The 20,023-nt window shown below is 74.0% G+C and carries 7 protein-coding genes; all 7 read left to right on the top strand.

The window, feature by feature from the left end; genetic code table 11:
• Positions 1–58 precede the first annotated feature (58 nt).
• The 7 genes from AB0M80_RS02850 to AB0M80_RS02820 are packed head-to-tail and all read left to right on the top strand — an operon-like array spanning position 59 to position 19,934.
• Entirely contained in the window at positions 59–5,371 is a 5,313-nt protein-coding gene (locus AB0M80_RS02850; RefSeq protein WP_364558567.1) for a beta-ketoacyl synthase N-terminal-like domain-containing protein, read from the top strand.
• A 48-nt stretch (positions 5,372–5,419) separates the two neighbouring features.
• The gene (locus AB0M80_RS02845; RefSeq protein ID WP_364557873.1) at positions 5,420–15,718 is read left to right on the top strand and encodes a type I polyketide synthase; all 10,299 of its coding nucleotides are present in this window, start codon (positions 5,420–5,422) and stop codon (positions 15,716–15,718) included.
• 9 nt (positions 15,719–15,727) lie between these two features.
• On the top strand, positions 15,728–16,510 hold the full coding sequence (locus AB0M80_RS02840; protein ID WP_364557870.1) for an arylamine N-acetyltransferase: 783 nt from the start codon (positions 15,728–15,730) through the stop codon (positions 16,508–16,510).
• Between the two features lie 32 nt (positions 16,511–16,542).
• Positions 16,543–16,731, top strand: a complete 189-nt coding sequence (locus tag AB0M80_RS02835) for a hypothetical protein (RefSeq protein WP_364557868.1) — start codon at positions 16,543–16,545, stop codon at positions 16,729–16,731.
• Positions 16,728–17,783, top strand: coding sequence for a 3-dehydroquinate synthase family protein (locus AB0M80_RS02830; protein ID WP_364557866.1), 1,056 nt, complete (start codon positions 16,728–16,730; stop codon positions 17,781–17,783). Before AB0M80_RS02835 ends, AB0M80_RS02830 begins: the two co-directional genes overlap by 4 nt.
• Positions 17,780–19,123, top strand: a complete 1,344-nt coding sequence (locus AB0M80_RS02825) for a 3-deoxy-7-phosphoheptulonate synthase class II (RefSeq protein ID WP_364557864.1) — start codon at positions 17,780–17,782, stop codon at positions 19,121–19,123. The genes AB0M80_RS02830 and AB0M80_RS02825 overlap by 4 nt, the downstream gene beginning before the upstream one ends.
• A 19-nt stretch (positions 19,124–19,142) precedes the next feature.
• Positions 19,143–19,934, top strand: coding sequence for a ThiF family adenylyltransferase (locus AB0M80_RS02820; RefSeq protein ID WP_364558565.1), 792 nt, complete (start codon positions 19,143–19,145; stop codon positions 19,932–19,934).
• Positions 19,935–20,023: the final 89 nt, after the last annotated feature.

Genomic DNA, 20,023 nt, shown 5'->3' with positions numbered 1-20,023 from the left:
TCGCCACCCGGACCCCCTAAAAGCGAGCACACGCGAAAACTTCTGGGAGTTGAGTTCAGTGGCTGACGAGGGACAACTCCGCGACTACCTCAAGCGGGCCATCGCCGACGCCCGCGACGCCCGCACGCGGTTGCGCGAGGCCGAGGAGCAGGCGCGGGAGCCGATCGCCATCGTCGCCATGGCGTGCCGGTACCCGGGCGGCGTGGCCTCGCCCGAGGACCTGTGGCGGCTGGTGGCCGACGGGATCGACGCCGTCTCCGAGTTCCCCGGCGACCGGGGCTGGGACGTGGACGGGCTCGTCGATCCGGACCCCGACCGCCCGGGGACGACGTACACGAACCAGGGCGGTTTCCTGCACGACGCGGGCCTCTTCGACGCCGGGTTCTTCGGGATCTCGCCGCGGGAGGCCGTCGCGATGGACCCGCAGCAGCGGCTGCTGCTGGAGACGTCCTGGGAGGCCATCGAGCGCACGGGCACCGACCCGCTGTCGTTGAAGGGCAGCGACATCGGCGTGTTCACCGGCGTCGCGAGCATGGGCTACGGGGCCGGCGGCGGGGTGGTCGCGCCGGAGCTCGAGGGCTTCGTCGGCACCGGCGCGGCACCGTGCATCGCGTCCGGCCGGGTGTCCTACGTCCTCGGCTTCGAGGGCCCGGCGGTCACCGTGGACACCGGGTGTTCGTCGTCGCTGGTGGCGATGCACCTCGCCGCGCAGGCGCTGCGGCGGGGCGAGTGTTCGATGGCGCTGGCCGGCGGCGCCATGGTGATGGCGCAGCCCGGTTCCTTCGTGTCCTTCTCCCGGCAGCGGGGGCTGGCCACCGACGGGCGCTGCAAGGCGTTCGCGGACAGCGCCGACGGGATGGGGCTGGCCGAGGGCGTCGGCGTCGTCGCGCTGGAACGGCTTTCGGTCGCCCGGGAGCGCGGGCACCGGGTGCTGGCGGTGCTCCGTGGCATCGCGGTCAACTCCGACGGTGCGTCGAACGGCTTGACCGCGCCGAACGGCCCGTCGCAGCAGCGGGTGATCCGCGCCGCGCTGGCCGAGGCCGGGCTGTCACCGTCCGATGTGGACGCCGTGGAGGGCCACGGCACGGGCACGACCCTGGGCGATCCGATCGAGGCGCAGGCCCTGCTGGCCGCGTACGGAAAGGGCCGGGACCCGGAGAAGCCGCTGTGGCTGGGCTCGATCAAGTCGAACATCGGGCACACGCAGGCGGCCGCGGGCGTGGCCAGCGTGATCAAGATGGTGCAGGCGCTGCGCAACGGCGTGCTGCCCCCGACGTTGCACGTCGACCAGCCGAGCACCGAGGTCGACTGGTCGGCCGGTGCGGTGGAGCTGCTGACCGAGCCGCGGGAGTGGCCGCGCGAAGGCCGCCCGCGCCGGGCCGGGGTGTCCTCGTTCGGGATCAGCGGGACCAACGCGCACCTCATCCTGGAGGAAGCACCCGACGAGGAGACCCCCGCCGCGGCTGAAGCGCCGTCCGCCGGTGTGGTGCCGCTGGTGGTGTCGGCGCGCGGCGCCCTGGCGGGTCAGGCCGAGAGGCTGGCCGCCTTCCTCGGCGAGTCGGACGCACCCCTCGCCGACGTCGCCGGTGCGCTGGTGTCCGGCCGCTCCCGGTTCGATGACCGGGCCGTCGTGGTGGCGGGCACCCGAGACGAGGCCGTGACAGGCCTGGAGGCGTTGGCTCGCGGGGAAGGCACGGCCGCTGTGGTCACCGGTCGGGTGGGTGCGCCGGGCAAGGTCGTGTGGGTCTTCCCGGGGCAGGGCTCGCAGTGGGCCGGGATGGGCCGGGAGCTCCTCGAAGCGTCGCCGGTGTTCGCCGAGCGGATCGCGGAGTGCGCGTCCGCGCTGGCGCCGTGGGTCGACTGGTCACTGATCGACGTGCTGCGCGGTGAGGGTGACCTGGACCGGGTCGATGTGGTGCAGCCCGCGAGTTTCGCGATGATGGTGGGGTTGGCCGCGGTGTGGTCCTCGGCCGGGGTGGTTCCCGACGTGGTGCTCGGCCATTCGCAAGGTGAGATCGCCGCGGCGTGCGTGTCGGGGGCGTTGTCGCTGCAGGACGCGGCGAAGGTGGTTGCGCTGCGCAGCCAGGCGATCGCCGCGAAGCTGGCCGGCCGCGGCGGCATGGCCTCGGTCGCGCTGAGCGAAGAAGACGCGGTCACGCGATTGCAGCCCTGGGCGGACCGGGTCGAGGTGGCCGCGGTCAACAGCCCCTCGTCAGTGGTCATCGCCGGGGACGCCGAAGCCCTCGGCCAAGCCCTCGAAGCGTTGTCCGCACAGGAAATCCGGGTCCGGCGGGTGGCCGTGGACTACGCCTCGCACACCCGGCACGTCGAGGACATCCAGGAGCCCCTCGCCGAGGCGCTGGCCGGGATCGACGCGCAGGCGCCGACGGTGCCGTTCTTCTCGACACTCACCGGCGACTGGATCCGCGACGCCGGAGTCGTGGACGGCGGCTACTGGTACCGGAACCTGCGCAACCAGGTCGGGTTCGGCCCGGCCGTGACCGAGCTGATCGGCCTGGGCCACACCGTGTTCGTCGAGGTGAGCGCGCACCCGGTGCTGGTCCAGCCGATCACCGAGCTCATCGACGACACGAACGCGGTCGTCGCCGGTTCGCTGCGGCGCGACGACGGTGGCCTCCGCCGGCTGCTGACGTCGATGGCCGAGCCGTTCGTCCGCGGGGTCGCGGTGGACTGGGCCACGATGGTGCCGCCCGCACGAGTGGACCTGCCGACCTACGCCTTCGACCACCAGCACTACTGGCTGCAGTACGTCGAGACGGCCGACGCGGGGCTGGGCGCGGTGGTGCGGTTGCCGCAGACCGGCGGCCTGGTCCACAGCTCGCGGTGGTCGCTGACGTCGCACCCGTGGCTGGCCGAGCACACGCTCGACGACGTGGTCGTCGTGCCCGGCAGCGGGCTGGTCGAGCTGGCCGTGCGAGCCGGCGACGAGGCCGGGTGCCCGGTGCTCGACGAGCTGGTCGTCGAGACGCCGCTGGTGGTGCCGGAACGTGGCGCGATCCGGGTGCAGGTCACGGTGGGCGGCCCGGACGACAACGGTTCGCGGACGCTGGAGGTGTACTCCCAGCACGACGACGACACGGACGAGTGGACCCGGCACGCCACCGGTGTGCTGTCGGCGACGCCGGCCACCGGCCGCGGGTTCGACTTCACGGCCTGGCCGCCGGCGGGTGCCCGGCAGATCGGCACCGAGGACCTCTACGACGACCTGGCCGCGCGCGGATTCGGCTACGGGCCGGTGTTCCAGGGCGTGCGGGCGGCGTGGCGGGACGGCGACGAGATCTTCGCCGAGGTCGCGCTGCCCGAGGAGCAGGACGCCGGCGCGTTCGGCATCCACCCGGCGCTGCTGGACGCCGCTCTGCACCCGGCCCTGCCCGGCGAAGACGGCCCGCGGCAGCCCCTGGAGTGGCGTGGCGTGGTGCTGCACGCCGCGGGGGCGTCGACGCTGCGGGTCCGGCTGGCACCGGGCGATGCGGGCGTGTCCCTGGAAGCGGCGGACGGCACCGGGAACCCGGTGATTTCGGCCGAGGCGGTGACGCTGCGGGCGGTGTCCACCGCGCAGCTGAGCACGGCCACCGAGGATCGCGACTCGCTCTTCCAGGTGAACTGGATCGAACTCCCCACGGCTCGCGAGGAAACCGCGCCGTCGTGGGTGCCGGTGGCCACCGCGGACGACGTGGCCGGGCTGCCGGACGGGACGACCGGTGTGCTGGAGGTCGCCGGTGGCGACACCCCGCTGACGGCGACGTCCCGGGTGCTGGCCGTGCTCCAGGCGTGGCTGACCGAGCCCGGCGCGGAGCGGCTGGTCGTCGTGACGCGCGACGCGGTGCCCGCCGGGGACCGCCCGGTGACCGACCCGGCCGCGGCGGCGGTGTGGGGCCTGGTCCGCTCCGCGCAGGCGGAGAACCCGGACCGGATCGTCCTGCTGGACACCGACGGCGAAGTGCCGCTCGGTGCGGTGCTGGCCGCCGGCGAGCCGCAGGTCGCCGTGCGCGGTACGGCCCTCCACGTCCCGCGCCTGGCCCGTGCGGAGGCCGCCGCGGCTCCCGTGTTCGGTCCACAAGGGACGGTACTCGTCTCCGGCGCGGGCGTGCTCGGGGAAATCGTGGCGCGGCACCTGGTCACCCACCACGGGGTGCGGCGGCTGGTGCTGGCCAGCCGGCGCGGCCTGGACGCCGACGGGGCGAAGGACCTCGTCACCGACCTCACCGGCGAGGGTGCGGACGTGTCCGTCGTCGCCTGCGACCTGGCCGACCGGGACCAGGTGGCCGCTCTGCTGGCGGACCACCGCCCGGCGAGTGTCGTGCACACGGCGGGGGTGCTGGACGACGGCGTCATCGGGACGCTGACGCGGGAGCGGCTGGCCAAGGTGTTCGCGCCCAAGGTGGACGCGGTGCGCCACCTCGACGAGCTGACCCGCGGCCGGGACCTCGACGCGTTCGTCGTGTTCTCGTCCGGATCCGGCGTGTTCGGTTCGCCCGGGCAGGGCAACTACGCCGCGGCGAACGCGTTCCTGGACGCGGCGATGGCGAGCCGCCGGGCGGCGGGCCTGCCCGGGCTGTCGCTGGCGTGGGGCCTGTGGGCCCAGGCCACCGGCCTGACCGCGCACCTCGGCGGCGCCGACCAGGCGCGGATGAGCCGGGGCGGGGTCCGGCCGATCACGGCGGAGGAGGGCATGGCCCTGTTCGACGCCGCGGTGGGCGCGCCGCACGCGTTGCTGGTGCCGGTCAAGCTCGACCTGCGGGAGGTGCGGGCCGGCGGTGCGGTGCCGCACCTGCTGCGCGGGCTGGTGCGGACCGGACGGCGGCAGGCGCAGTCGTCGTCCACCACGGACAACCAGCTGGTCCGGCGGCTGGCCGGGCTGTCCGCGCCCGAGCAGGAGGCGCTGCTCGTCGAACTGGTGCGCAACCAGGTCGCGGCGGTGCTCGGGCACGCGGGGCCGGACGCGGTCCGGGCGGACACGGCGTTCAAGGACGCCGGCTTCGACTCGCTCACCTCGGTGGACCTGCGCAACCGGCTGCGGGAGAGCACCGGGCTGAAGCTGCCCGCGACGCTGGCCTTCGACTACCCGACCCCGCTGGTCCTCGCCCGGTACCTGCGCGACGAGCTCGGGGCCGGCGACGACCCGCTTTCACTGGTGCACGCCAAGATCGAAGACGTCGAGGCGCTGCTCGGCGGTCTGCGCCTCGACGAATCCACGAAAACCGGTCTCACGCTCCGGCTGCAGGGCCTGGTGGCCCGGTGCAACGGAGTTGCCGACCAGGCGGACGGCGCCACGCTGGCGGACCGGCTCGAGTCCGCTTCCGCCGACGAAGTCCTCGACTTCATCGACGAGGAGCTGGGCCTCACCTGATCCCGGTTCGAGACCGACGTTCCAGCAAACCCTTGTGAGGACCCCAGAATGGCCACGGACGAAAAACTCCTCAAGTACCTCAAGCGCGTCACGGCCGAGCTGCACAGCCTGCGCGCCCAGGGCGCCCGGCACGCCGACGAGCCGCTCGCCGTCGTCGGGATGGCCTGCCGGTTCCCGGGTGGCGTGTCCTCGCCCGAAGACCTGTGGCGGCTCGTGGCCGGCGGCGTCGACGCCCTCTCCGACTTCCCCGACGACCGGGGCTGGGACCTCGACGGCCTGTTCGACCCGGACCCCGACCACCCGGGGACGTCGTACACCAGCCAGGGCGGGTTCCTGCGCGGGGCCGGGCTGTTCGACGCGGGCCTGTTCGGCATTTCGCCGCGGGAGGCCCTGGTCATGGACCCGCAGCAGCGGGTGCTGCTGGAGACGTCGTGGGAGGCCCTTGAAGACGCCGGGGTCGACCCGCTCTCGTTGAAGGGCAGCGACGTCGGAGTCTTCTCCGGGGTGTTCACCCAGGGCTACGGGGCCGGGGCGATCACGCCGGACCTGGAAGCCTTCGCGGGCATCGGCGCGGCGTCGAGCGTGGCGTCGGGCCGGGTGTCCTACGTCTTCGGGCTCGAAGGACCGGCGGTCACGATCGACACCGCGTGCTCGTCGTCGCTGGTGGCCATCCACCTCGCCGCCCAGGCGCTGCGGACGGGCGAGTGCTCGATGGCGCTCGCCGGTGGCGCGACGGTGATGCCGACGCCCGGCACCTTCGTCGCGTTCTCCCGGCAGCGGGTGCTGGCCGCCGACGGCCGGTCCAAGGCCTTCTCCTCGACGGCGGACGGCACCGGCTGGGCCGAGGGCGCCGGGGTGCTCGTCCTCGAACGGCTTTCGGTGGCGCAGGAGCGCGGGCACCGGATCCTGGCGGTCCTGCGCGGCAGCGCGGTGAACCAGGACGGCGCCTCGAACGGCCTCACGGCGCCGAACGGCCCTTCGCAGCAGCGGGTGATCCGCAAGGCGCTGGCCGGCGCCGGGCTCGTCGCGTCCGATGTGGACGTCGTGGAGGCGCACGGGACGGGCACCGCGCTGGGCGACCCGATCGAAGCGCAGGCGTTGCTGGCGACCTACGGGCAAGGCCGCGAGCGGCCGCTGTGGCTGGGTTCGATCAAGTCGAACATCGGGCACACGCAGGCGGCCGCCGGCGTCGCGGGCGTGATCAAGATGGTGCAGGCGCTGCGCCACGGCGCCCTGCCGCCGACCTTGCACGTGGCCGAACCGACCCCCGAGGTCGACTGGTCGGCCGGTGCGGTGGAGCTGCTGACCGAGCCGCGGGAGTGGCCGCGCGAAGACCGGCCGCGCCGGGCCGGGGTCTCCGCGTTCGGGATCAGCGGGACGAACGCGCACCTCATCCTGGAAGAGGCACCCGGCACGGAGACTCGCGTCCCGGACGAACCGGTGGCCGAGGGGCTGGTGCCGCTGGTCGTGTCGGCGGGCAGCCCCGCGTCCTTGGCGGCCCAGGCCGGCCGGCTCGCGGAGTTCCTCGAGGGCGGCGGCGCGTCACGGGCGCGGCTGGCCGGTGCGCTGCTGTCGAACCGGGCGCTGCTGGGTGACCGCGCGGTCGTGCTCGCGGGGTCCGACGAGGAAGCGGTGACCGGGTTGCGCGCGGTGGCGCGCGGGGAAGGCGCGCCCGGGGTCGTGACCGGTTCGGGCCGGCCGGGCAAGCTCGTCTACGTCTTCCCGGGCCAGGGTTCGCAGCGGCTCGGGATGGGCCGGGAGCTGTACGACCGGTATCCGGTGTTCGCGACGGCGTTCGACGAGGCTTGCGAGCAGCTGGACGCGTGCCTGGCCGGGCGGGCCGGCCACCCGGTGCGGGACGTGGTGCTGGGCAAGGTCCCGGCCAGTACCGGGCTGCTGGACCAGACGGTGTTCACGCAGGCCGGGCTGTTCGCGGTGGAGAGCGCGCTGTTCCGGCTGGTGGAGTCCTGGGGCGTCCGGCCGGACGTGGTGATCGGGCACTCCGTCGGCGAGATCACGGCCGCGTATGCGGCGGGGGCGTTTTCGCTGGCGGACGCGGCGCGGATCGTCGCGGCGCGGGGACGGCTGATGCAGGCGCTGGTCCCCGGCGGGGCGATGGCCGCGGTGGCCGCCACCGAGGACGAAGTCGCCGAACTGCTCGGCGACGGCGTGGAACTCGCCGCCGTCAACGGTCCCTCGGCGGTGGTCCTCTCCGGTGCTGAAGACGCCGTCCTCGCGGCCGCCGCCCGGATGCGGGAGCGCGGGCACAAGATGAAGCAGCTCAAGGTTTCGCACGCGTTCCACTCCGCGCGGATGGAGCCGATGCTGGCGGAGTTCGCCGCCGAGCTGGCCGGCGTGACGTGGCGCGAACCGGAGATCGCGGTGGTCTCCAACGTGACCGGCCGGCTCGCCGGGCCGGGTGAGCTCGCCGATCCGCGGTACTGGGCCGAGCACGTGCGGCGGCCGGTGCGGTTCGCCGAGGGCATCGCGGCCGCGGCGGAGCTCGGCGGTGCCCTGTTCGTGGAGCTGGGCCCGGGTGCGGCGCTGACCGCTCTCGTCGAGGAGTCGGCCGGCGACGCGACGTGCGTCGCGGCGCTGCGGGACGACCGCCCCGACGAACCGGCGCTGCTCGCCGCGGTCGCCGAGCTGTTCGTCCGCGGGGTGGCCGTGGACTGGTCCGCGCTGCTGCCGCCCGCGACCGGCTGGGCTGACCTGCCGAAGTACGCCTTCGACCAGCGGCACTACTGGCTGCAGCCCGCCGCGCAGGCCACGGACGCGGCTTCGCTCGGGCAGATCGCGGCCGACCACCCGCTGCTGGGCGCGGTCGTGCGGCTGCCCCAGTCGGACGGTCTGGTGTTCACCTCGCGGCTGTCGCTGAAGTCGCACCCCTGGCTGGCCGATCACGTCATCGGCGGGGTGGTGCTCGTCGCGGGCACCGGGCTGGTCGAGCTGGCGGTCCGGGCCGGCGACGAGGCCGGCTGCCCGGTCCTCGAGGAACTGGTGATCGAGGCACCCCTGGTCGTTCCCGAGCACGGCGGCGTCCGGATCCAGGTCGTGGCCGGCGCGCCCGGGGAGACCGGTTCGCGCACCGTCGAGGTGTACTCCCTGCGCGAGGACGCCGGTGCGGAGGTCTGGACGCGGCACGCCACCGGGTTCCTGGCGGCCACCCCGTCCGCGCACGAACCCTTCGACTTCACGGCTTGGCCGCCGCCGGGCGGCCAGCGCGTCGAGGTCGGGGACTTCTACGACGACCTCGTCGAGCGCGGTTACACCTACGGGCCGTCCTTCCGGGGCCTGCAGGCGGTGTGGCGGCGCGGTGACGAGGTGTTCGCCGAAGTCGCCCTGCCCGAGGACGAGCGCGCGGACGCGGCCCGGTTCGGCATCCACCCCGGGCTGCTCGACGCCGCACTGCACGCGGGGATGCTCGGGGCCGCCACGACGGAGGAACCCGGTCGTCCGGTGCTGCCGTTCGCCTGGAACGGCCTGGTCCTGCACGCCGCGGGTGCCTCGGCACTGCGGGTCCGGCTCGCGCCGAGCGGTCCGGACGCCCTGTCGGTCGAGGCCGCGGACGAGGCCGGCGGTCTCGTCGTGACGGCGGACTCGCTGGTGTCGCGGCCGGTTTCGACCGAACAGCTGGGTGCGGCGGCGAACGTCGACGCGTTGTTCTGCCTGGGGTGGGTCGAGGTGTCCCCGGGCGACGAAGCACCTACCGAGCAGGTCGAGGTGCTCGAAGCCGTCGGCGAGGACCCGCTGGAACTGACCGGCCGGGTGCTGGCGGCCGTGCAATCGTGGCTCGCCGACGCGGCGGACGAAGCCCGCCTGGTCGTGGTGACCCGCGGTGCGATGCCCGACGGCGACGGCGTGGTGCGCGCTCCCGCCGCGGCGGCGGTGTGGGGCCTGCTCCGGGCCGCGCAGGCGGAGAACCCCGGCCGGATCGTCCTGCTGGACACCGACGGCGACGTCCCCCTGAAAGCGGTACTGGCCTCCGGCGAACCCCAGGTCGCCGTCCGCGGCACCGTGCTGACCGCCCCCCGCCTGGCCCGCGCGGCTTCCCCCGCGGTGAAGGTGGCATCCACGGACTTTGCCGGGGGGACGGTCCTGGTCTCGGGCGCGGGGTCGTTGGGGGTGCTGACTGCCCGGCACCTGGTGGCCCGGCACGGGGTCCGGCGGCTGGTGCTCGTCAGCCGGCGGGGTCCGGACGCCGAGGGCATGGCCGAGCTGACCGCGGACCTCGCCGCCCAGGGCGCCGAGGTCTCCGTGGTGGCGTGCGACATGGCCGAGCGCGACCGGGTGGCGGCGCTGCTGGCCGAGCACCGGCCGGCCGCCGTGGTGCACACCGCGGGCGTGCTGGACGACGGCGTGTTCGAGTCGTTGACGCCGGAGCGGCTGGCCACGGTGTTCGCGCCCAAAGTCGACGCGGTCCGGCACCTCGACGAGCTGACCCGCGAACGGGACCTCGGTGCCTTCGTCGTGTTCTCGTCCGCGTCCGGGGTCTTCGGCTCCGCCGGCCAGGGCAACTACGCCGCCGCCAACGCCTACCTGGACGCCGTGGTGGCGAACCGCCGGGCCGCGGGCCTGCCGGGCACGTCGCTGGCCTGGGGTCTGTGGGAGCAGACCGGCGGCATGACCGCGCACCTCGGCGGCGCCGACCAGGCACGTGCCGGCCGGGGCGGGGTACTGGCCATCTCGCCCGCGGAGGGCATGGACCTGTTCGACGCCGGGGTGCGGGCCCCGCACGCGCTGGTCGTCCCGGTCAAGCTGGACCTGCGGAAGACCCGGGCCGGCGGGGCGGTGCCGCACCTGCTGCGCGGCCTGGTCCGCCCCGGCAGGCAGCAGGCGCGCCCGGCGTCCACTGTGGACAAGGGGCTGGCCGGCCGGCTCGCCGGGCTCGCCCCGGCGGAGCAGGAGGCGCTGCTGCTGGACGTGGTTCGCGCCCAGGTCGCGCTGGTGCTCGGCCACGCCGGGCCGGAAGCCGTCCGCGCGGACACGGCGTTCAAGGACGCCGGGTTCGACTCGCTGACGTCGGTGGAGCTGCGCAACCGGCTGCGCGAGACGACCGGGTTGAAGCTGCCCGCCACGCTGGTCTTCGACTACCCGACCCCGGTCGCGCTCGCCCGCTACCTGCGTGCCGAACTCGGGGACACCGCGGCGAACGTCCCGGCGGTGGCCGCGAGCGCGGCGGATGCCGGGGAGCCGATCGCCATCGTCGGCATGGCGTGCCGGCTGCCGGGTGGCGTCGCGGATCCCGAGGACCTGTGGCGCCTGGTGCGCGAGGGCCACGAAGGACTGTCTCCCTTCCCCGAGGACCGGGGCTGGGACCTGGAGAACCTGTTCGACGCCGATCCCGACCGCTCCGGGACGACGTACACCAGCCAAGGCGGCTTCCTCGAGGGCGCCGGCTTGTTCGACGCGGGCTTCTTCGGGATTTCGCCGCGGGAGGCCTTGGCGATGGATCCGCAGCAGCGGTTGCTGCTGGAGACCTCTTGGGAGGCGCTGGAAGGCGTCGGTCTCGACCCGACGTCCCTGAAGGGCGCCGACGTGGGGGTGTTCGCCGGCGTGTCCAACCAGGGCTACGGGATGGGCGCGGCCGCGTCCGAGTTGGAGGGGTACGCGAGCACGGCGGGCGCCTCGAGCGTGGTGTCGGGCCGGGTGTCCTACGTCTTCGGGTTCGAGGGCCCGGCGGTCACGATCGACACGGCGTGTTCGTCGTCGCTGGTGGCGATGCACTTGGCCGGGCAGGCGCTGCGGCAGGGCGAGTGCTCGATGGCGCTGGCCGGCGGCGTCACGGTGATGGGGACGCCCGGCACCTTCGTCGAGTTCTCGAAGCAGCGCGGCCTGGCCGGGGACGGGCGGTGCAAGGCCTACGCGGACGGCGCGGACGGCACGGGCTGGGCCGAAGGCGTCGGAATCGTCGTGCTGGAGCGGTTGTCGGTGGCGCGCGAGCGCGGCCACCGGATCCTGGCGGTGCTGCGCGGCAGCGCGGTGAATTCCGACGGCGCGTCCAACGGCTTGACCGCGCCCAACGGGCCGTCGCAGCAGCGGGTGATCCGCCGGGCCCTGTCCGGCGCCGGTCTCACGCCGTCCGATGTGGACATCGTGGAGGGGCACGGCACCGGGACGGCGCTCGGCGACCCGATCGAGGCGCAGGCCCTGCTGGCCACCTACGGGCAGGACCGCGACCCGGAGCAGCCGTTGTGGCTCGGGTCGATCAAGTCGAACATCGGGCACGCGCAGTCGGCCGCCGGGGTCGCCGGCGTGATCAAGATGGTGCAGGCGCTGCGGCACGGCGTCATGCCGCCCACCCTGCACGTGGACCGGCCCACGACCCAGGTCGACTGGTCCGCCGGTGCGGTCGAGGTGCTGACCGAGGCGCGGGAGTGGCCGCGGAACGGCCGTCCCCGCCGGGCCGGGGTGTCCTCGTTCGGGATCAGCGGCACGAACGCCCACCTGATCATCGAAGAAGCGCCGACCGAGGAACGTCCGGTCGCCGGCGAGACGCCGGACGGCGGGGTGGTGCCGGTGGTCGTGTCGGCCCGCAGCGCCGGTTCCCTGGCCGGTCAGGCTCGCCGGCTCGCGGCTTTCCTCGCCGAGGAGCCCCTGGCGGACGTCGCCGGTGCCCTGGCATCCGGCCGGGCCGTGTTCGGCGACCGCGCGGTCGTGGTGGCGGGCTCGGCCGAGGAGGCCCGGGCCGGGCTGACGGCGCTCGCCCGCGGCGAGGACGCGCCGGGTCTGGTGGCCGGCAAGGTGCCCGCGTCCGGTCTGCCGGGGAAGCTCGTGTGGGTGTTCCCCGGCCAGGGGACGCAGTGGCCGGGCATGGGCCGCGAACTGCTCGACGCGTCGCCGGTGTTCGCCGAGCGGATCGCCGAGTGCGCGGCCGCGCTGGAGCCGTGGGTCGACTGGTCGCTGCTCGACGTGCTGCGTGGCGATGTGGACCTCCTGGACCGCGTCGACGTGCTCCAGCCCGCGAGCTTCGCGATGATGGTCGGCCTGGCGGCGGTGTGGGCCTCGGTGGGGGTGGTGCCGGACGCGGTGCTGGGGCACTCCCAGGGCGAGATCGCGGCCGCCTGCGTGGCGGGTGCACTGTCCCTCGAGGACGCGGCGAAGGTGGTCGCGTTGCGCAGCCAGGCGATCGCCGCGAAGCTGGCCGGCCGCGGCGGCATGGCCTCGGTCCAGCTGAGCGAGGACGACGCAGTCCGGCAACTGGCGCCGTGGGCCGGCCGGGTCGAGGTCGCCGCGGTCAACAGCCCGTCGTCGGCAGTGATCGCCGGGGACGCCGAGGCCCTCGCCGAAGCGCTGGAAACCCTGTCCGCCCAAGGGATCCGTGTCCGGCGGGTGGCGGTGGACTACGCGTCGCACACCCGGCACGTGGAAGACATCGAAGAGACCCTCGCCGAAGCACTGGCCGGGCTCGACGCCCGGGCGCCGCTGGTGCCGTTCCTCTCCACCCTCACCGGTGAGTGGATTCGTGACGCGGGCGTCGTGGACGGCGGGTACTGGTACCGGAACCTGCGCAGCCAGGTCGGTTTCGGCCCGGCCGCGACCGCGCTGCTCGGACAGGGGCACGGCGTGTTCGTCGAGGTCAGCGCGCACCCGGTGCTGGTCCAGCCGATCACCGAGCTCATCGACGACACGAACGCGGTCGTCGCCGGTTCGCTGCGGCGCGACGACGGTGGCCTGCGGCGGCTGCTGACGTCGATGGCCGAGCTGTTCGTCCGCGGGGTCGAGGTGGACTGGGCGACGATGGTGCCGCCCGCGCGGGTGGACCTGCCGACGTACGCCTTCGACCACCAGCACTACTGGCTCCGCGCCGCCGCCACCGACGCCACCGACGCCGTCTCGCTGGGTCTCGCCGGCGCCGATCACCCGCTGCTCGGTGCGGTCGTGGAGCTGCCGCAGTCCGACGGGCTCGTCTTCACCTCGCGGCTGTCCCTGCGGTCACACCCCTGGCTGGCCGACCACGCGGTCCGGGACGTCGTGATCGTCCCCGGCACCGGGCTGGTCGAGCTGGCCGTGCGGGCCGGCGACGAAGCCGGCTGCCCGGTGCTCGACGAGCTGGTGATCGAGGCGCCGCTGGTGGTGCCCCGCCGCGGCGGGGTCCGGGTGCAGGTCGCGCTCGGCGGGCCCGGTGAGGACGGCGCGCGCACGGTGGACGTCTACTCCTTGCGCGAAGACGCGGACACCTGGACCCGGCACGCGACCGGGGTGGTCGTCCCGGGGGAGCGGCCGCGGGCGGCCGCCGCGTTCGACTTCGCCGCCTGGCCGCCGCCCGACGCTCAGCCCGTGGACATCAGCGGTGCCTACGACGTGCTCGCGGACGTGGGGTACGGGTACGGACCGACGTTCCGGGCCGTGCGGGCGGTGTGGCGGCGCGGCACCGGCGACCAGGCCGAAACCTTCGCCGAGATCGCCCTGCCCGAAGACCACCGCGAGGAAGCCGGCCGGTTCGGCATCCACCCCGCGCTGCTGGACGCGGCCCTGCACTCGACGATGGTCAGCGCCGCGGCGGACACCGAGTCCTACGGGGACGAGGTGCGGCTGCCGTTCGCCTGGAACGGGTTGTGGCTGCACGCGGCCGGTGCCTCGGTGCTGCGCGTGCGCGTGGCCAAGCCCGAGCGGGACAGCCTGTCGCTCGAGGCCGTCGACGAGACCGGCGGCCTGGTCGTGACGCTGGATTCCCTGGTCGGCCGTCCGGTGTCGAACGAGCAGCTGACGACGGCGGCGGGTTCGGCGCGCGCCGGCTCGCTGTACCGGGTGGACTGGACGCCGCTGTCGCAAGTGGACACCACGCGGCCGGTGCCCTCCTGGGTGCCGGTGGCCACCGCGGAACAGGTGGCGACGCTGGCCGACGACGTGCTGTCCGGCGTGGCCGGCGCGCCGGCGGTGGCCGTCATGGACGCCGTCGGCGACGCGGCCGGCGAGGATCCGGTGCTGGCGCTCACCGTCCGGGTGCTGGACGTGGTCCAGTGCTGGCTGGCCGGCGGAGGACTGGAGGGGACGAAGCTCGCGATCGTGACCCGGGGTGCGGTGCCCGCCGGCGACGGCGCGGTGACCGACCCGGCCGGTTCCGCGGTGTGGGGCCTGGTCCGGGCCGCCCAAGCGGAAAACCCCGACCGGATCGTGCTGCTGGACGTCGAGCCCGCCACCGAAGTGCCGCCGCTGCTGGGTTCGGTGCTGGCCGGTGGCGAGCCGCAGGTCGCTGTCCGCGGGACGACCCTGTCCATCCCGCGTCTCGCCCGCGCCACCCGCCCGGACACGCCGGCCGTGTTCCCGGCCCGGGGACCGGTGCTGGTCACCGGTGGTACCGGCTCGCTGGGTGGGTTGGTGGCCCGGCACCTGGTCGAACGGCACGGGGTGCGGCAGCTGCTGCTGGTGAGTCGTCGTGGCCTGGACGCGGAGGGGGCGAAGGACCTGGTCACCGACCTCACCGCACTGGGCGCGGACGTTTCGGTCGCCGCCTGCGACGTGTCCGACCGCGGCCAGGTGGCTGCGCTGCTCGAACAGCACCGGCCGACCGCCGTGGTGCACACGGCCGGCGTTTCGGACGCCGGGGTGATCGGGACGGTGACGCCGGAGCAGCTGGCCGGCGTGTTCGCGCCCAAGGTGGCGGCCGCCCGGCACCTCGACGAGCTGACCCGGGAGCTGGAGCTCGACGCGTTCGTCGTCTACTCCTCGGTTTCCGGGGTGTTCATGGGTGCGGGCAGCGGCAGCTATGCGGCGGCCAACGCGTACCTGGACGGGCTGGTGGCCCACCGGCGAGCGGCGGGCCTGCCGGGCCAGTCGCTGGCGTGGGGCCTGTGGGAGCAGACCACCGGCGGCATGGCGGCCGGGACCGACGAGGCCGCCCGCGCCCGGATGAACCGGCGCGGCGGGCTCGTGGCCATGAAACCCGAGGAGGGCCTGGAACTCTTCGACGCCGCCATCGGGTCCGGGGAGGCGCTGCTGGTCCCCGCCCAGCTCGATCTGCGGGGCCTGCGCGCCGACGCGGCGGGCGGTACCGAAGTGCCTTACCTGCTGCGCGGCCTGGTCCGCACGGGACGGCAGCAGGCCCGCGCGGCGTCCACTGTGGAGGAAGACTGGGCCGGCCGGCTGGCCGGGCTCGAGCCGGGCGAGCGGGCGAAGGTCCTGCTCGACCTGGTGCGCGCCCAGGTGGCCGCGGTGCTGGGCTACCGCGCCGCCGAGCAGGTCGACCCGGACCAGGGGCTGTTCGAGATCGGGTTCGATTCGCTCACCGCGATCGAGCTCCGCAACCGGCTCCGCGCCCGCACCGGCCGGAAGCTCTCGCCCAGCGTCGTCTTCGACCATCCGACGCCGGCCCTGCTCGCCGCGCACCTGACCGAGCTGCTCTGAAAGAAGGTGGTGAACGTGTTCGACGTGGAGACCTACCTCCAGCGGATCGGCTGCGGCGGGGAAACCGGCGTGGACCTCGAAACGCTGCGAAAGCTGCAGAAGAGCCATCTCGTGGCGATCCCGTACAACAGCCTCGCCTACGGGCTCCGTGACGCGGTGAACGTCGTCGACCTCGACGAGGACGACGTCTTCGTGACCAGCATCGCCGACGGGAAGGGCGGCGCCTGCTACCACCTGAACCGGCTGTTCCACCGGTTGCTGGACGAACTGGGCTACGACGTCACGCCGCTCGCCGGCAGCACCACCGAAGGGCGGGAGACGTTCGGGACCGAGGTCGAGCACATGTTCAACCTGGTCACCCTGGACGGCGGCCAGTGGCTCGTGGACGTCGGGTACCCCGGCCCCACCTACGTCGAGCCGTTGGCGGTGACTCCGGCGGTGCAAACCCAGTACGGGAGCCAATTCCGTTTGGTGGAACGGGAATCCGGCTATGCCCTGCAACGCCGCGGTGCGGTCACCCGCTGGAACGTCGTCTACACGTTCACGACGGAACCCCGCCAGTGGAGTGACTGGAAGGAACTGGAGGACAACTTCCGCGCCCTCGTGGGGGACACGACCCGCACCGACACCCAGGAAGTCCTGTGCGGCCGGGCGTTCGGGAACGGGCAGGTGTTCCTGCGGCAGCGCCGGTACCTGACGGTCCGGGACGGCCGCGAGCAGGTGCGCACGATCACGGACGACGACGAACACCGGACGCTGGTGGCCCGCGTGCTGTCCGGCGAGCTCGGCTGAACCGGCCCGGCTCGAACAGCGAAGGGAAGACGATGGCGGAAAAGGGCGGTCTGCTGGCGAAGTTCGCCGGCCTCTGGAGGACCGCGTACGAGCACCACTACCTCCCGTACCTCAATTTCTTCTACGGCGGCGAGTACCTCCACCACGGCAGCGAGCCGGTGTCCCGGATCGCCGACCTGCCCTACTTGACGCTGCCGGAGCCGCGGGAGCCGTCGCCGTGAGGACGACGATCCCGGTCCGCCTGGAAGAGCGGTCCTACGACGTGGTCGTCGGCCCCGGGGTGCGGACGTCGCTGCCCGGGGTCGTCGACCGGCTCGGCGCGAAGCGGGCCGTGGTCGTCTCGGCCCGGCCGGCCGACTGGGTGCCGGACACCGGGGTCGAGACCCTGCTGCTGCCGGCCCGCGACGGCGAGCCGGACAAGCGGCTGTCCACAGTGGAGGAGCTGTGCGGTGAGTTCGCGCGGTTCGGGCTGACCCGGTCCGACGTCGTCGTCTCCTGCGGCGGCGGCACGACCACGGACGTCGTCGGGCTGGCGGCGGCGCTGTACCACCGGGGTGTCGCCGTGGTGCACCTGCCGACGTCGCTGCTCGCCCAGGTGGACGCCAGTGTCGGCGGGAAGACCGCGGTGAACCTGCCGGCGGGCAAGAACCTCGTCGGCGCGTACTGGCAGCCCAGCGCGGTGCTGTGCGACACGGACTACCTGACGACGCTGCCGCGGCGGGAGGTGCTGAACGGCCTCGGCGAGATCGCCCGCTGCCACTTCATCGGCGCGCCCGACCTGCGGGGGCGGTCGCTGCCGGAGCAGATCGCCGCCGGCGTCACCCTCAAGGCGAGCATCGTGGCGCAGGACGAGCGGGACACCGGGCTGCGGCACCTGCTCAACTACGGCCACACGCTGGGGCACGCGCTGGAGATCGCGACCGGCTTCGCCCTGCGCCACGGCGAGGCGGTGGCCATCGGCACGGTCTTCGCGGGCCGGCTGGCGGGTGCGCTGGGCCGCGTCGACCAGTCCGGAGTGGACGAACACCTGGCCGTCGTCCGCCACTACGGCCTGCCCGCCGCGCTGCCGGACGGCGTCGATCCGGCGGTCCTCGTTCGCCAGATGTACCGGGACAAGAAGGCGATCACCGGGCTCGCCTTCGTCCTGGCCGGGCCCCGGGGCGCGGAGCTGGTGAGCGACGTGCCGCCGCAGGTGGTCACGGACGTCCTGGACGGGATGCCCCGCGACAGCCTGGAAAACCTGGTCGGTGCGACGGAAGCGGCGACGGCATGAAGCGGCTACCGCACCTGCTTTCCGAGCCGGGCGGCGCGGCCTGCGCCCGCGCGGTCGACCGGGTGCTGGCCGGCCGGCTGAGCGCGGCGCTGGCCCGGCCGGCCGCGCAGCAGCCGTGCTGGCCGGACCCCGAGCGGGCGGATGCGGTGATCGGGCTGCTGCACAACGCCGAGCCGATCGTGACGCCGGAGGAGACGGTCCGGCTGAGCGCCCGGCTCGCGTCGGTCGCCCGCGGCGAGGCGTTCCTGCTGCAGGGTGGCGACTGCGCGGAGACGTTCGCCGGCAACACCGAGCCGCACCTGCGCGCCAACCTGGGGGTGCTGGAGCGGATGGCCGGTGTGCTGGCCGGCGCGGCCGGCCTGCCGGTGGTCAAGGTCGCCCGGATGGCCGGGCAGTTCGCCAAGCCGCGGTCCAGCGCCGTCGACGCGCTGGGGCTGCCGGTCTACCGGGGCGACATCGTGAACTCCCCGGAGCGCACGGCCGCCGCCCGCACGCCCGACCCCCACCGGATGCTGATGGCCTACGCCCACGCGGCCAGCGCGATGGACCTGGTCCGCAAGCTCTGCGCCGACGGCATCGAGGAACCCCTGGTGGCGCAGGGCGCGCTCGCGGGCGCCCACCGCGCGTCACCGGCCCGCGAACGGCTGTTCGCGGACGATGGCCGGGCACCCCGCCCGAGCGAGGTCTACGTCAGCCACGAGATGCTCCTGCTCGACTACGAGCGGGCCGTCCTGTGGGCGGACGCCGGCGGCCCGGAACCCCGGCTGGCCAGCGGGCTGGCGCACTTCCTGTGGATCGGGGAACGCACCCGCCAGCTCGACGGCGCCCACGTCGCGTTCGCGGAGCTGCTGTCCAACCCGATCGGCCTGAAGCTGGGGCCGGGCAGCACGCCGGAAGAGGTCGTCGAATACGTGCGGCGCCTCGACCCGCACCGGACGCCGGGGCGGCTGACGCTGGTCAGCCGCATGGGACACCGCCAGGTCCGCGAACTGCTCCCGCCGATCGTGGAGAAGGTCACCGCCTCCGGGCACGAGGTGATCTGGCAGTGCGATCCGATGCACGGCAACACCCGGACCTCGGGCAACGGGTACAAGACCCGGCACTTCGGCCACGTCGTCGACGAGCTCGCCGGCTTCTTCGCGGTGCACCGGCAGCTGGGCACCCACCCCGGCGGGGTCCACGTCGAGGTGACCGGCGAGGACGTGACGGAATGCCTCGGCGGTGCCGCGGACATCTCGGAGGCCGACCTGCCCGAGCGCTACCTGACCGCGTGCGATCCGCGGTTCAACTTCGAGCAGTCGGTCGAGCTCGCGTACGCGATCGCGAAGATGCTGCGCTAGCCGCAGCGGAAAGGCCGTGATGACCATCAGCGGCACCACCCGCCTGTACGTCGTGCTGGGTGATCCGGTGGCCCAGGTCCAGTCGCCCGCACTGATGAACCCGCTCTTCGCGGAGCTGGGCGTCGACGCGGTGCTCGTTCCGGTGCACGCCGAGCCGGCGCACCTCGAGCGGATCGTGGCCGGGCTGCGGTGCGTCGGCAACCTCGACGGCATCTTCGTCACGGTGCCGCACAAGGTGGCCGTGGCCGGGCTCGCCGACCGGTGCAGCCCGATGGTGGAGATCACCGGGAGCGCCAACGCCCTGCGGCGGGAAGCCGACGGCCGGTGGTACGCCGAGAACTTCGACGGCACCGGCTTCGTGGCCGGGCTGACCGAAGCCGGCCACGATCCGAAGGCCCGGCGGGTGGCCCTCGTCGGCGCCGGCGGCGCGGGCAGCGCCATCGCGGCCGCACTGCTGGCGGCCGGCGCCGACCGGCTGGCGGTGTGCGACCCGGACACCGCGAAACTGAACGCGCTCAAGGCCCGCCTGGACGCCCATTGGCCGGGCCGGACCGGGGTTTCGGCCGAGCCGGACACCGCCGGGGCCGACATCGTCGTCAACGCGACCCCGCTCGGGCTACGTCCGGACGACCCCCTGCCGTTCCGGCCGGACCGGCTGGCCCCGCGCAGCGTGGTCGCCGACATCATCATGAAACCCCGCGAAACCCGGCTTCTCCGCGAAGCGGCGGCCCTGGGCCACCGCGTCCATTACGGAATCCACATGCTCGACGGCCAATTGGACTCCTACCGCGCTTTCTTCGGCCTGGACTGACGAAGCGGCCACTACCAAGCCGGGGGATGTGAGGCCGCCGGGGGCGGACATAGCCTGTGGTGGACGCTGATATCCGCAGCATTCCGGAC

The organism is Amycolatopsis sp. NPDC051045, assembly GCF_040682955.1.
Taxonomy (GTDB): Bacteria; Actinomycetota; Actinomycetes; order Mycobacteriales; family Pseudonocardiaceae; genus Amycolatopsis.
This window is presented reverse-complemented; position numbering and strand designations above follow the sequence as displayed.

Coding starts and splice junctions, on each gene's coding strand:
- AB0M80_RS02845 (WP_364557873.1), top strand. CDS start 5,420: ATGGCCACGGACGAAAAACTCCTCAAGTACCTCAAGCGCGTCACGGCC.
- AB0M80_RS02835 (WP_364557868.1), top strand. CDS start 16,543: ATGGCGGAAAAGGGCGGTCTGCTGGCGAAGTTCGCCGGCCTCTGGAGG.
- AB0M80_RS02825 (WP_364557864.1), top strand. CDS start 17,780: ATGAAGCGGCTACCGCACCTGCTTTCCGAGCCGGGCGGCGCGGCCTGC.
- AB0M80_RS02820 (WP_364558565.1), top strand. CDS start 19,143: ATGACCATCAGCGGCACCACCCGCCTGTACGTCGTGCTGGGTGATCCG.